Origin of the sequence: Aequorivita xiaoshiensis (genome assembly GCF_022008395.1) — a bacterium.
GTDB classification, from domain to species: Bacteria; Bacteroidota; Bacteroidia; order Flavobacteriales; family Flavobacteriaceae; genus Aequorivita; species Aequorivita xiaoshiensis.
Map to the genome: position 1 here is coordinate 34,514 of NZ_JAIRBB010000015.1, position 13,444 is coordinate 47,957.

Genomic DNA, 13,444 nt, shown 5'->3' on the forward strand with positions numbered 1-13,444 from the left:
GGTATAGATAGAAAACTATATTCCATTTTTCCCTGTGTTCCTTGTGGCTACGTGATTTTCAATTTCGATTTCAATTACATTATCTCCTAGAATCCACCGCCACGTCTTCCACCTCTGTTTTGGAAGTTTTCACGCAACTCTTCGGTTTTTTCTTGTACAATTTTAATGTATTCTTCACGAGTTACTTTCTTTCCTTTCTTAGGAGCTTCAATTTTTTCAGCAGATTTTGGATTAATCACGACTTTTGAACAAAGTAATGTTGTTCTATAAACGTTCAACTCCATAATTAAGCCAGGTAACCCTCCAAACTCTCCAGGGCCATTACTTACAGGGATTTGTGGTGTAAACCAAGCAATAACCTCGATTTCTTCAGGAATTTCAATCATATCCATTGGGTCGTCAAAATTTGTAGAATCTTTTTTTACTTCGGCATTTTCCTTTTCATCTTTTCCTTTTCTATCGCGTTTTGGACGTGCCATACTAAAATCGGTAGGATCAACCTTTTTCATAGCAATAGCTTTAAAAACGGTGTATTGTCCTATTTGCTTAGTGTCTTTCGTCATCTGCCAATCCAACGATTTTATAGAGTCTGTTACTAAAAATTGCTTTCCAAAGAATTCATTTTCCTCTACAATTTGTCCTGTTTTTAGGTTTTTGTATTGACTTCCAGGAGTAAAGCTGTTCATCATCATTCTGAACCCTGGGTTAATTGGTGTTGCATCAAGTTTTTCTTCTTCTTTATAAATAGATTCGTCTTTTGTAAATGTGAGGATGTAGGTTTTCTCTAATGCGCTTTTCATCATCTGAGAAACCATTTTTTTCATTTCCTCAGTCATTTCACGTCTGCCAGCGCCCATTTCATCTAAGTCGACAGTTGTTTTAGATTCGTAAAAAGCTTGCCCACTTATACTTTGTGCGTTTAAAGAAACCGAAAATAAAAGGAGGAAAATTAAAACATATCGTACCATAAAATTGTAATTAAGAGTAAGTTTAAAGTTAATGAACATGAAGTAAATTGCTTAAAAATAATATATTTAAATACAACAAACTATAGTTCGCTAATACTAAGACGAGTGAATGTATAATGTGTTACATAATTTTACGTTTTAGGGTATCACCACATTTTGTAACTTGCCAACTTTATGAAACTACTTTTAATATTCTTTTTACTAATTGGTCAACTTAGTATTGCTCAAAGTCTAAACTTGGAGAGTAAAACGCCGTTAGATGCTGATAGGTTTATAGGGGTAGACAATTATAAATACATCTATTTTATTAAAGACCGTGTTTTAATCAAGCAAGGGACAGATGGTAATTTTAAGTTCAACGACCTTCAGTTGGGGAGAATTACTTCTGTCGATATAATAAACCCTTTAAAAGTGATTGTTTTTTTTCAAGACACCAATACAGTGGTTTTACTCGATAATAAGTTAAGTGAAATTCAAAGAATTAGTTTTAATAATTTGCCACAATTTTTGAATGTAAGTACTGCTACGAATGCAGGTAGCAATAGTTTGTGGGTTTTTAATGTAGATACGCAGCAACTCGAACTGTACAATTACGGTTCTAGAATGCAAACCGTGGTATCACAACCTTTTCCTGGAAAACTAATGTCTCAGGCGAGTAACTTTAATTACTGTTTCACTTTAACTGAAAAGAAATTACGCGCTTTTAATATATACGGAAGTATTCTCAATGAAGCTGCTTCAGAAGATTATGAAAAAATCGTTCAACAAAATGAAAACTTGATTGCACTAAAGGAGAATACACTTTATTACGTTCCCGATTTTGCAAAACGGAATGATGATAAACCAAGAGAAACCGTAAAGTTAGATGTGGCAGAAATGAATATTAAAGACTTGCAGCTTACTAATGATTTGCTTTATATTTATGACGGCAAATATTTGCACATCTTTTCACTAACTATCCCAAAGAATTAAATAATATGCACGTTGCAATTGCAGGAAATATAGGTTCAGGTAAAACTACGCTTACAAGGTTATTGTCAAAACATTACAAGTGGCAACCCCATTATGAAGATGTGGAAGACAATCCGTATTTAGATGATTTTTACAATCAGATGGAGCGTTGGTCTTTTAATCTTCAAATCTATTTTTTGAATAGTCGTTTTCGCCAAATATTAGATATTCGTGAAAAGGGAAAGAGTGTAATTCAAGATAGAACTATTTATGAAGATGCATATATTTTTGCACCCAACCTACACGCGATGGGCTTAATGACTAATCGTGATTACGAAAATTACAGATCGCTTTTTGAACTTATGGAGAGTGTTACTGAAGGGCCAGATTTATTGATATATCTGCGTAGTAGTATTCCAAACCTTGTGAAACAAATTCACAAACGCGGTCGTGATTATGAAAATTCAATAAGCATAGATTATTTAAGCCGGCTAAACGAGCGCTATGAAGCTTGGATTCACGGTTATGATAAAGGAAATCTTATTATACTAGATGTTGATGATTTAGACTTTGTAGATAATCAGGAACATCTTGGAGAGGTGATTAATAAAATCGATGCTGAACTACACGGTTTATTTTAAATTTAAGATTTATATAAATCCTTGATCTTTTGCGTGATTTATTGCTGCTTCGGTATCTTCCACTAATAGTACTGGCACCCTTGTGTAATCTTTATAAAGTTTTTTTACACGCTCCATTTTTTTCCTGCGATTTACATCTCTTAAATAGATAGCTAAAATTCGCCCAGGATTCGATTCGGTAATTTCCTTATAGATATCTGGGTCGTGCTGGCCACTATCACCTATAAGTATAAAAGGCAGTTTGGGGTAAGTATCTAATATATTTATAATTTCGGTTTGCTTTTGAGGTTTCTCAGCTTTGTATTTTTTAGCAAAAGGATTTACAAAATCTCGCAGTAGAATAGGTCCTTTATGAAAGTTATTGACTTCTAGGAAAACTTCTAAATAATTGTATAAGTTCCACGGACTATGACTTACGTAGAAAATAGGGTTACAATCGCTTCCAGATTTTCCGTCGTGTAATTTTTGGTAAAAATCTGCAGCACCTTTTAACGGAATTCGCTTATCGGCACTTTTAAAAAATGTGTTTTTTATTACAGCCCATTTTAATCGAGAGGTAAGTCCTGTATGAAGAATGGTGTCATCAATATCACTAATTACTCCATATTTCGCTGTGTTTTTTGGAATGAGGATTTCACCCTTAAACTTATTGTTTTGTTGTATTTTTCTTCCGCTTTTATTTTCGGTAAAAGAAATTGAAAATGTTATCCAACCTTCTTCATCTGTTAAGGGAAGTAGGTTTTCTATGGTTTCATCAATTAAAAAATAACCTTGACTGTCCGTTATAGTTGAAATTGTTCTATTGTCAGGGAGTGTGAGTGTGAGTTTGGCATTCGTTACTTTGTCGGTAATAAATCGCTTCCAACTATTTCTTAATAAGTTGAATAAACCTGTTTGGTTTAGGTCTATATCCTCATCCTGAATAGATCGACCCTTGGCATAAAGGTGGTTAGCAGTGCCATAACTGCGAAAGGTAACAATTTGAATTGGGTCTTTTTTAAACATAGTATTTTTTAAAAATGCCAAGTATCAGGCCATAACCACATAATGGTTATACCAAAAGCAATTGTGATTCCAAAGGAAATTCCTATCCATTTTGCCAATTGACGTGTGCCTAAAACTGCAGCCATAACTCCTTTAAAAGCTAAATTAGAAAGTGAAGCTAGCAATATTAAACGCCAACCTGTAGCGGTGTTTAATCCTCCAGATTTCATCATTTGAGATAAGGATAATGTTATCGCGTCAACATCGGTAAGACCACTAATTATTGCCACCACATATAGCGCATCATTTCCAAATTCTTGTTTAGTAAATGCTACAGCCAAAAGAATAGCACCATATAACAATCCAAAAATCAAGGCACTTTTAAATTGTGCTGGATTTTCAGGTTCAGGCATTTTATCATCTCCACCATTTTTACTGATGATATAAAACAGACCTACACAAATAATAGCCATAACAATAAATACAGCAATAAGCGGTAGGAAAAGCTCTGAAAATTTTTCTGGGACAACTACACCTACTTCTACTAATACTCTTACCATTGCAACTGCAGAGGCTGCTGAAATAACAAAGGCTGCTAGTTTGTTAATGGATTTTGTCTCTTTCGCTTTACGAGCATAACTAACGGTGGTGGCTGTGCTGCTAATAAGCCCTCCTAGGATTCCATTAGAGATGATGCCGACTTTCTTACCAACAAATTTGTAGATGAAATAGCCAATTACACTTATTCCCACAATTAAGGTTACCATTAACCAGATATTTCTTGGGTTTAAAACATCTAGTGGACCAAAGGTTTTATCGGGCAGGAGAGGGAGTATTACGAGGGAAATTCCTGCAAAAGTCATTATAGCAGCAAGATCTTTTTCTTCTAGTTTTTCTATAAAATCATGTAGGTGTTCTTTTAAGTAAAGTAGAATAGCTACAGAACCGCCCACGATAACGGCAATTACTCGATCACCCATTACTAAATAAGCTCCAACAGCAAACATAAGTAGCGCTGCTACCTCTGTAGTTTGCCCAATATCTGTTTCATTAGACTTTTTTAGCTTAATGACATTGGCTGTTACTAATAAGGCTGTGAGACAGATTCCTAATACAGGTAGAATAAAAGGGTTGTTAAAATCTCGAGCTAAAAAGGCCGAAACAACGCCCATTAATGAAATAAGTGTAAAGGTTCTAACCCCCGCCATTTCATGATCGCTTTTTTGGCGTTGAAGACCAACAAGCATTCCTAATCCAAACCCAATGGCTAAAGTTATTATGTCCTCGTAATTCATATAAGTACTAAAGTAATAAAAGTTAATCAGGGTTGCCGAAAATAGATTTCTGAAATATAAAATTAATATTACTTGAGTAAAAAAAGCCTGCAAAATGAATAAACTTAGCAGGCTTTAAAATTATTATTCGTTTTAATTGTGAAATGTTACGGTTTACTCTTTGTCTTTCACTTTTATTTTTATTCCATCTACATCTTTTAATTGTGAACGAACTTCTTCTTCCGTACCTGTAAATGTTTTAGTTTCCATGCTTTCTACACCGTCAACAGTTCTGGTAATTGTAACATTTGCTGTAACCTGGTCGTTGTTGTTGTTTTTCAGCCACTCAACCATCGTTTCAGTTTTGTTTCTTAAGTTGTCACCTTCAGTGATGGTTTTTCCTGTTTCAATATATTTAATTTGCTTATCGGTTAATACAGTTTTGTTCCCTTCAGCATCTATTATGTAAACCTCTTCTGTCGATGTTTCAGCAGTAATAATATTGTTGTCGTGGTTTCCTAGAATTGGTGCGATTACCAGTCCGATTAAACATGTTAGTTTTATTAAAATATTCATAGAAGGCCCTGAAGTATCTTTGAAAGGATCACCCACTGTATCACCAGTTACAGCAGCTTTATGGGCGTCACTACCTTTATATGTCATTTTGCCGTCAATCATAACGCCTGCTTCAAAAGATTTTTTAGCATTGTCCCAAGCTCCACCAGCGTTGTTTTGGAAGATTGCCCAAAGTACACCACTTACGGTTACTCCCGCCATGTATCCACCAAGCATTTCTGCAATCGCCATATTGTTCATTCCAAAGATCATCGGAATAAAAGCAATTGCAATTGGGAAACCAATAGTCATAATACCAGGTAATAGCATTTCTCTTAAAGAAGCCTTGGTTGAAATTGCCACACATTTGTCGTATTCAGGTTTTCCAGTACCCTCCATAATTCCTGGAATTTCTCTAAACTGACGTCTTACTTCATTTACCATTTGCATTGCTGCTTTCCCAACTGCATTCATGGCTAAAGCCGAAAAGACAACTGGAATCATACCTCCCACAAAAAGCATTGCTAGTACAGGGGCTTTAAAGATATTAATACCATCAATCCCGGTAAATGTAACATAGGCGGCAAAAAGTGCTAATGAAGTAAGTGCTGCTGAAGCAATTGCAAATCCTTTTCCGGTTGCAGCGGTGGTATTACCAACTGAGTCTAAAATATCGGTACGTTCTCTTACAATAGGGTCTTGCTCACTCATTTCGGCAATACCTCCTGCGTTGTCACTAATAGGGCCAAAGGCATCAATTGCTAGCTGCATTGCCGTAGTAGCCATCATTGCAGAAGCTGCTAAGGCAACTCCGTAAAAACCAGCAAATGCATAAGAAGCCCAAATCGCTCCTGCGAAGAGTATAACAGAAGAAAATGTTGAAATCATTCCCGTTGCTAAACCTGCAATAATATTAGTACCTGCACCAGTTGATGATTGTTGCACTATTTTTAAAATAGGTTTCTTTCCCAATCCTGTGTAATATTCGGTTATGGATGAAATAACTGCGCCAACAACTAAACCGACTAGTGTGGCATAAAACACTCTCATTGAAGAAATTTCTTGAAGCCCTTCTCCGAAGAAACTCATATTCATAGTTTCAGGGAGCATCCATAATACCAGAACATAGCATGAAATAGCAACAAGAACAATGGAGACCCAGTTTCCGATATTTAAGGCCCCCATAACTTGAGCTTCCTTAGCATCATTACTTTTAATCTTTACTAGCATTGTACCAATTACCGAAATGATAATTCCAACTCCTGCAATTGCCATAGGTAGTAAAATTGGTCCAATACCACCAAATGCATCGGTGATAGCTCCTCCCATATCTTTTATCACGTAGTTTCCTAGAACCATAGCAGCAAGAACTGTTGCTACATAGCTGCCAAATAAATCGGCGCCCATACCTGCAACGTCACCTACGTTATCACCCACGTTATCAGCAATTGTTGCGGGGTTACGAGGATCATCTTCTGGAATTCCAGCTTCCACTTTACCAACAAGGTCGGCACCAACATCGGCAGCTTTTGTGTAGATACCACCACCTACTCTTGCAAACAAAGCAATAGACTCAGCTCCAAGAGAGAATCCAGCTAATGTTTCAAGAACAATAGTCATATCCATTGTATTGGTCCAAACACCTTCCATAAAGTAATGGAAGAAGAATATAAAAAATGCAGTTAGTCCTAATACTGCTAGACCAGCAACTCCAAGTCCCATTACGGTACCTCCGCCGAAAGATATTTTAAGCGCATTAGGTAAACTTGTTTTAGCCGCTTGGGTAGTACGGACGTTTGTTTTTGTAGCTATTTTCATCCCCATATTTCCGGCTAAAGCAGAAAACACAGCTCCAAAAATAAAGGCTACAACAATTAGTATATCTGTAGTAGGAACAACGAATGAAACAACTGCCAAAGCGATACTTACTATTATAACAAAGACAGCGAGTAATCTATATTCGGCATTTAAGAAAGCTAAGGCACCCTCATAAATGTGGTCACTTATTTCTTTCATCTTGCCATCTCCAGGGTTCTGTTTCATTACCCAAGAACGTTTTACGGCCATAAATAAAAGGCCTAATAGCGCCATAACAATGGGCGCATAAATCATCATTAATTCCATAAAAAATTTAGTTTAAGGTTGGTTGTTAATATGTTTCTCTCAAAAATAGGAAAATGGATTGGGATATAAAACAGCTATTTTTAAGGTGTAAAAATCAAAAATGAAATAGAAAATTTAAGGTTTTTTCACTGATACTGTTAAAGTTATGTATTTATGTAATTACTTGAAGTGACGGAAAGTAAAAATTGATGATTCTTGAAAATGTGCATAAAAAGGAAAAGGACGTAAAAACAAAAGACCTTATAGTCTTGAGTTTTACGTCCTTAATTTGAAATGTATGGTCTGCTTAAGAGAGTCTCTTAGATACTGAATTTTCCGTGTACTTCAGGAGTCTCTGCGTAACGCTTAATGCATTGTTCGTAAATTTCTTTTGCTTCAGCAGCATCACCCCATCCACCTACATCTACACGTTTCTTTTCAAGATCCTTATATACTTTAAAGAAATGCTCAATTTCTTTTTTCAAATGAGGATTAAGGTCTTCTAAATCGTTTAACTGGCTCCAGATTGGGTCTGATACAGGTACACAGATAATTTTTTCATCCTGTCCTTTTTCATCAGCCATATGGAAAACTCCAATAGCCTTAACTTCCATCACACACATTGGGAATGTAGGCTCATGACCTAACACTAGTACGTCCAAAGGATCACCATCTTTTGCGTATGTCTCTGGAATAAAACCATAATCGGCAGGATACATCATACTGCTAAAAAGCATACGGTCGAAACGAATTTTTTTTAACTCAAAGTCGTATTCATATTTGTTACGGCTTCCTTTTGGAATTTCTATTAGTACGTCGAATGTCTTGTTCATGATAATTTTTTAAGTAATTTATTTTGAGGGTGCAAAAGTACTGCTTTCCTTCTTAATGGGAAAGTAGTTGTATAGTGTTTTCCACTACTTAACAGAAACTTATGCTTTTTATCATGAAAAGTCGATTTAGCCTTGCTTAAGAACTTGAAGTAAATGTGCTAAATCCTCTTTAGTGTTGTAATAATGAAATCCTACTCTTATACCGTATCCTCGTAAAGAACACGCAATATTGTTTTCTTTAAGTTTTTTAAATATATTCTTATCACATTGTAAATTGAAAATAGAAGAATGGTTTTGACGTAGTAGCGTATGGTTTGAGAGTAATCCAATTTCGGCAAAGCTTTCTTTGGCTAATTCTGAAATTGATTTTATTTGTTGATACAAGACTTTACGTCCATAATTTTCTTGAAACTTAATGGCTTGTGCTATACTTCCATAATTTAAAGTGTCTTGATGCCCAGGTTCAAAATGTTTCATAAAAGCAGTGTCTGACGGTGTACTTTCAAACGTGGCTGCCGAGTTAAATCCAATAGTTTTAGGCGATATTCTGTGTTGAGCAGTTTCTTTAATAAATAATATTCCATTTCCGAATCCAGATGTAAGCCACTTATAACAACTTGTGACTAATACATCAAGAGGACTAGCTTCAAAATTGAAAACTTCTGTACCTAGATACTGCGTGCCATCAGCTATTAACAGTAAGTTCGGGTATTTATCTTTTAATTGTTTTAAGAAGTTGAAGTCTATTTTAATTCCACTTAGCCATTGTACGATACTAAAAATAAACACTTCAGGTTTGTGTTTTTTAATGGCTGTTTCAATATTTAATTCAAGATTTTCATCTATTTCAGCATAACACACATTGAGCTCTCTACTTTCAACAGGCCAATTTACTGAAGGGTAATCATTATTTAATAATAGTATTTTCTGATTTTTAGGAAGACCTTCCAAAATACTATTTATCCCAAATGAGAAATTTGGGATTAAAGCAATTGTATTAAGCGGAGCATTAAAGAATCGGGAAATCTCAAATTTTGTGTCTTCAATAATTTTTTGATGTTTCGCGCGATAAGCTACAGGATTGTTTAGCAGTTCTTCATCCTGAGTTCGTCTCCAATCTATCACAGGTTTCGGAATTAAACCATTTGCAGCGGTATCGAGATACACCGTTGTGTTAAGGCTGGGAAAGTGTTTTCTTATTTCTTTCATATGAATTATACCATTACTGCGAAATTTAGGTATTTTTACAGAAAGTAATCGTGATTGTGTAACGAAAGTAACTAACTATGTTCTCAAAAACTAAAAAAAACAACAGAATAGACGCTGAGCAGCGTGAGCAATATGAATATGCACGTAGGCGAATTAAGCAGAAAAAGAATTTAATGCGTCACTTTATTTTGTTTTTAGTGGGTTCCATTATCCTTATTATTATAAATCCGGTATTGGGTTATGGGAATGAAACATTGATAAAAGATTGGTTTATATGGGCTATTCTAATTTGGACTTTTATCTTTCTGATTCATCTTTTCAATGTTTTTGTAATGAATAAATTTATGGATAAGGAATGGGAAGATCGACAGCTCGAAAAGTTGAAGGCAAGACAAGCAGAGAAAATTGCAGAACTTCAAAAGCAAGTTGATAGCGAATTGCAATTGCCAAAGACTGACGATTTCACAAAAAAAAACGATGCAGACAACCTTTTACCTCCAGACGTACAATGATAACAATGATTGCCGCCGCGGCCGAAAACAACGAATTAGGAGCACAAAATGGAATGATTTGGCACCTGCCTGACGATTTTAAGCGTTTTAAGAAACTTACTAGTGGTCATCACGTAATTATGGGGCGTAAAACATTTGAATCTTTAGACAAGCCGCTTCCCAATAGAACAAATGTTGTAATTACAAGGGATAAAGATTATGAGAAATTGGGTGCAGTGAGTGTGCAAAGTTTGGAAGCGGCATTAGAAATTGCCCAAAATGACGTTCAACCCTTTATTATTGGAGGAGGAGAAATTTATAAAATGGGATTGCCCTTTGCTGATAAAATTGAGTTAACTCGTGTTCACGGAACTTTTGCCAATGCCGATACATTTTTCCCTGAATTTTCTACCGACGAATGGAAATTGGAATCGGAAACCCGTCATGAGATAGATGAAAAGCATAAATATGCTTTCACCTATCAAACTTGGGTTCGTCGTTAATTAATTTCGCTTTAGCTTTTACTTCCACAATCCAGCACGCTTTAATAACGCTTCTGGGTCTGGTTTCTGGCCGCGGAATTTAATATATAATTCCATTGGGTCCATAGTTCCTCCTTGTGAAAGCACAAAGTTTTTAAACTTATCTGCCACTTTTTTACTAAAAATTCCTTCTTGTTGGAAATATGCAAATGCATCTGCATCCAACACTTCTGCCCATTTGTAACTGTAATATCCTGCCGAATAACCGCCTTGGAAAATATGTGAGAACGAAGTGCTCATACAGTTTTCTTTTACATCCGGATATAACTGAGTGTCTTCAAATGCAGCAACCTCAAATGCTTTTACGTCGTTAATTCCACTTGGATCTTGACTGTGCCAAGCCATATCTAACATTCCGAAACTCAATTGACGGAGTGTTGCCATCCCTTCAAGGAAAGTAGCCGATTCTTTTATTTTATTCACATACTCCATTGGGATTAACTCTCCGGTTTTGTAATGTGTAGCAAAGAGTTCTAAGGTCTCTTTTTCGTAACACCAATTCTCTAAAATCTGACTTGGTAATTCCACAAAATCCCAATAAACGCTTGTTCCTGATAAGCTAGGATATTGGGTGTTTGCAAGCATACCGTGTAAGGCGTGACCAAACTCGTGGAAGAGCGTCGTTACTTCGTTAAATGTAAGAAGTGAAGGTTTACTGTTAGTAGGCTTGGTAAAATTACAAACGTTAGAAATATGTGGTCTATCGTTTTTACCGTTTTTTATTTGTTGAGGTTTATACGACGTCATCCAAGCTCCATTTCGCTTGCCTGCACGTGGATGAAAGTCGGCATAAAACAGGGCGACTAATTCTCCATCGTCATCTTTTACCTCGTAAGTTTTTACCTCTGGATGATATTTGTCTATGTTTTGAACTTCCTTAAAGTGTAGTCCATAAAGCTTTTGCGCAACAGTAAAAACCCCGTTAATTACATTTTTTAATTCGAAGTATGGCTTTAGCTTTTCATCATCAAGATTAAAAAGTTTTTGTTTCAACTTTTCTGAATAATAAGCGCCATCCCATTTTTCTAAGTGGTCTATTCCATCTAGTTCTTTCGCGAAAGCAGTTAACTCTTCAAATTCTTTTTTGGCAGCGGGTTTTGATTTTTCTAATAATTCGTTTAAAAATGATTTTACTTTTTCAGGAGTTTCTGCCATTCGCTCTTCAAGAACAAAATGTGCGTGACTTTTATACCCCAGTAAATTTGCTCTTTTATGACGTAATTGTGCAATTTGAAGTACATTTTGCTGATTGTCAAATTCGTCATTATTAAACCCTTTTGCACCAAATGCAATTGCCATTTTCTTACGCAATTCACGATTGTCGGCATAGGTTAAAAATGGAACATAGCTAGGGTAGTCCAAAGTGAAAACCCAACCTTCTTTTCCTTTTTCTTCCGCAGTTTGAGAAGCAGCTTCAATTACTCCCTCAGGTAATCCGCTTAAGTTCTTTTCATCGGTAATATGAAGTTCAAACTTGTTAGTTTCTGCTAATACATTTTCTCCAAAAGTGAGTTTCAATTTAGAAAGCTCAGTATCTATTTTTCTAAGTTCTTTCTTCTTTTCTTCAGAAAGATTGGCTCCATTTCTTGAAAAACCTTTGTACTTTTTATCGAGCAACATTTGTTGTTCTTCATTAAGGTCTAATGTGTCCTTTTGATTATATACAGCTTTAACTCTTTTAAAAAGGGCTTCATTTAACAACATATCATTGCCGAATTCGGTTAGCATAGGGGAAATTTCCTGTGCTAATTTCTGAATTTCATCGTTTGTTTCCGCACTGTTTAGATTGAAGAAAATACTTGTAGCTCGGTCTAACTTTTCACCACTAAATTCTAATGCTTCAATTGTATTCTCAAAACTAGGAGCATCAGAATTTGAAGTTATAGCATCAATTTCAGCCTTAGTCTCTTCGATTAATTTAGTAATTGCAGGAAGAAAATGCTTGTTTTCAATCTTTGAAAATGGGGCTGTGTTATAGGGTTGTAATAAAGGATTCATTGAAAGTTTTTAGATTTTAGACGTAAGGATTTTTGACTCAAAAAATGTGAGTCAAAAACGATTAATTATTTTTAGCGACTCACTACTTACCACTGCGAACTTCTTTCGCCCCTTCTTCTACTTTTACTTTAAGATTTTCTTTGTAGGCTAGAATTTTATCCAAAACAGATTTGTCTGACGACCCAATGATTTGTGCGGCTAAAATACCAGCATTTTTAGCGCCATTAAGTGCAACTGTAGCTACAGGAACACCACCTGGCATTTGTAAAATAGACAATACGCTGTCCCAACCATCGATTGAGTTACTAGATTTAACTGGAACACCTATAACTGGTAGGGGTGAAAGTGAAGCAATCATTCCAGGTAGGTGGGCAGCGCCTCCAGCACCAGCAATAATTACCGAAATTCCGCGTGTATGCGCGTTTTTACCATAATCAAACAGCTTTTCTGGAGTGCGGTGAGCAGATACTATATCTACTTCTACTTCAATGTTGAATTCTTTTAAAATATCTACCGCGTCCTGCATCACTGGCAGATCGCTAGTACTTCCCATTATTATCGCTACTTTGCTCATATTTTTTAGTGCTGTGTCAGGTCGAGCGCAGTCGAGACCTACTTGTTAAGACGAATCTTGCTTAAAATCGACCTCTCGACTGCGCTCGAGGGGACAAATTGATTTCTAATTTAAATTATTTATTTGGTTAAGTGTGCTAGAAACTTCCTCGGCAGTTGGTTTATATTTTGAATGTGTCATATTTCTACATTCTGACAATATCTGAAGCATATCGAAATCTTCATATGCCAAGGCTCTTTTTTTCTGTGCACTCCATTTTTTTATTTTTTTCTCGAAATATATAGCCTGTTCTATATCATTGAACTCTTGATGAAATATTAA

At 35.7% G+C, this 13,444-nt stretch carries 12 protein-coding genes and 1 pseudogene; 4 read left to right on the forward strand and 9 right to left on the reverse strand.

Annotated features, from left to right (window positions below):
* Nucleotides 1-86: 86 nt before the first annotated feature.
* Nucleotides 87-968 (reverse strand): GLPGLI family protein, encoded by an 882-nt coding sequence (locus K8344_RS12800; protein WP_237609078.1) that lies wholly within the window; start codon nt 966-968, stop codon nt 87-89.
* Nucleotides 969-1,142: 174 nt separating this feature from the next.
* On the opposite strand from K8344_RS12800, the gene K8344_RS12805 reads away from it, so the two are divergent.
* Together K8344_RS12805 and K8344_RS12810 are read left to right on the forward strand one after the other, a co-directional pair.
* Nucleotides 1,143-1,940: a hypothetical protein gene (locus K8344_RS12805; RefSeq protein ID WP_237609079.1), complete on the forward strand. Its 798-nt coding sequence runs from the start codon at nt 1,143-1,145 to the stop codon at nt 1,938-1,940.
* A 5-nt stretch (nt 1,941-1,945) separates the two neighbouring features.
* Nucleotides 1,946-2,560, forward strand: a complete 615-nt coding sequence (locus tag K8344_RS12810) for a deoxynucleoside kinase (RefSeq protein WP_139855478.1) — start codon at nt 1,946-1,948, stop codon at nt 2,558-2,560.
* 9 nt (nt 2,561-2,569) lie between these two features.
* On the opposite strand, the gene K8344_RS12815 is transcribed toward K8344_RS12810, so the two are convergent.
* The 5 genes from K8344_RS12815 to K8344_RS12835 form a co-directional block, all read right to left on the reverse strand.
* Nucleotides 2,570-3,565, reverse strand: a complete 996-nt coding sequence (locus K8344_RS12815; protein WP_237609080.1) for an App1 family protein — start codon at nt 3,563-3,565, stop codon at nt 2,570-2,572.
* Between the two features lie 8 nt (nt 3,566-3,573).
* Nucleotides 3,574-4,839, reverse strand: a complete 1,266-nt coding sequence (locus K8344_RS12820; protein ID WP_237609081.1) for an MgtC/SapB family protein — start codon at nt 4,837-4,839, stop codon at nt 3,574-3,576.
* Between the two features lie 153 nt (nt 4,840-4,992).
* Nucleotides 4,993-7,497: a sodium-translocating pyrophosphatase gene (locus K8344_RS12825; RefSeq protein WP_237609082.1), complete on the reverse strand. Its 2,505-nt coding sequence runs from the start codon at nt 7,495-7,497 to the stop codon at nt 4,993-4,995.
* A 299-nt stretch (nt 7,498-7,796) separates the two neighbouring features.
* Nucleotides 7,797-8,309, reverse strand: a complete 513-nt coding sequence (locus tag K8344_RS12830; RefSeq protein ID WP_237609083.1) for an inorganic diphosphatase — start codon at nt 8,307-8,309, stop codon at nt 7,797-7,799.
* Between the two features lie 126 nt (nt 8,310-8,435).
* Nucleotides 8,436-9,518: an aminotransferase class V-fold PLP-dependent enzyme gene (locus K8344_RS12835; protein WP_237609084.1), complete on the reverse strand. Its 1,083-nt coding sequence runs from the start codon at nt 9,516-9,518 to the stop codon at nt 8,436-8,438.
* A 77-nt stretch (nt 9,519-9,595) separates the two neighbouring features.
* Between K8344_RS12835 and K8344_RS12840 the strand changes: the two genes are divergently transcribed.
* A complete protein-coding gene (locus tag K8344_RS12840) occupies nt 9,596-10,030 on the forward strand; it encodes a 2TM domain-containing protein (RefSeq protein WP_237609085.1) in 435 nt (144 codons plus the stop codon).
* A complete protein-coding gene (locus K8344_RS12845) occupies nt 10,027-10,512 on the forward strand; it encodes a dihydrofolate reductase (RefSeq protein WP_237609086.1) in 486 nt (161 codons plus the stop codon). The genes K8344_RS12840 and K8344_RS12845 overlap by 4 nt, the downstream gene beginning before the upstream one ends.
* An 18-nt stretch (nt 10,513-10,530) precedes the next feature.
* Here the strand turns inward: K8344_RS12845 and K8344_RS12850 are convergent, their stop codons facing one another.
* From K8344_RS12850 to K8344_RS12860, 3 genes and pseudogenes are all read right to left on the reverse strand, one after another.
* Nucleotides 10,531-12,549 carry a M3 family metallopeptidase gene (locus tag K8344_RS12850; RefSeq protein ID WP_237609087.1) on the reverse strand — a complete coding sequence of 673 codons (2,019 nt, stop codon included), beginning with the start codon at nt 12,547-12,549 and terminating at the stop codon, nt 10,531-10,533.
* 82 nt (nt 12,550-12,631) lie between these two features.
* Nucleotides 12,632-13,123, reverse strand: a complete 492-nt coding sequence (purE, locus tag K8344_RS12855) for a 5-(carboxyamino)imidazole ribonucleotide mutase (protein ID WP_237609088.1) — start codon at nt 13,121-13,123, stop codon at nt 12,632-12,634.
* A gap of 105 nt (nt 13,124-13,228) precedes the next feature.
* Nucleotides 13,229-13,444: pseudogene (locus K8344_RS12860) on the reverse strand (GIY-YIG nuclease family protein); the annotation flags it as partial.

Coding starts and splice junctions, on each gene's coding strand:
- K8344_RS12800 (WP_237609078.1), bottom strand. CDS start 968: ATGGTACGATATGTTTTAATTTTCCTCCTTTTATTTTCGGTTTCTTTA.
- K8344_RS12805 (WP_237609079.1), top strand. CDS start 1,143: ATGAAACTACTTTTAATATTCTTTTTACTAATTGGTCAACTTAGTATT.
- K8344_RS12810 (WP_139855478.1), top strand. CDS start 1,946: ATGCACGTTGCAATTGCAGGAAATATAGGTTCAGGTAAAACTACGCTT.
- K8344_RS12815 (WP_237609080.1), bottom strand. CDS start 3,565: ATGTTTAAAAAAGACCCAATTCAAATTGTTACCTTTCGCAGTTATGGC.
- K8344_RS12820 (WP_237609081.1), bottom strand. CDS start 4,839: ATGAATTACGAGGACATAATAACTTTAGCCATTGGGTTTGGATTAGGA.
- K8344_RS12825 (WP_237609082.1), bottom strand. CDS start 7,497: ATGGAATTAATGATGATTTATGCGCCCATTGTTATGGCGCTATTAGGC.
- K8344_RS12830 (WP_237609083.1), bottom strand. CDS start 8,309: ATGAACAAGACATTCGACGTACTAATAGAAATTCCAAAAGGAAGCCGT.
- K8344_RS12835 (WP_237609084.1), bottom strand. CDS start 9,518: ATGAAAGAAATAAGAAAACACTTTCCCAGCCTTAACACAACGGTGTAT.
- K8344_RS12840 (WP_237609085.1), top strand. CDS start 9,596: ATGTTCTCAAAAACTAAAAAAAACAACAGAATAGACGCTGAGCAGCGT.
- K8344_RS12845 (WP_237609086.1), top strand. CDS start 10,027: ATGATAACAATGATTGCCGCCGCGGCCGAAAACAACGAATTAGGAGCA.
- K8344_RS12850 (WP_237609087.1), bottom strand. CDS start 12,549: ATGAATCCTTTATTACAACCCTATAACACAGCCCCATTTTCAAAGATT.
- purE (WP_237609088.1), bottom strand. CDS start 13,123: ATGAGCAAAGTAGCGATAATAATGGGAAGTACTAGCGATCTGCCAGTG.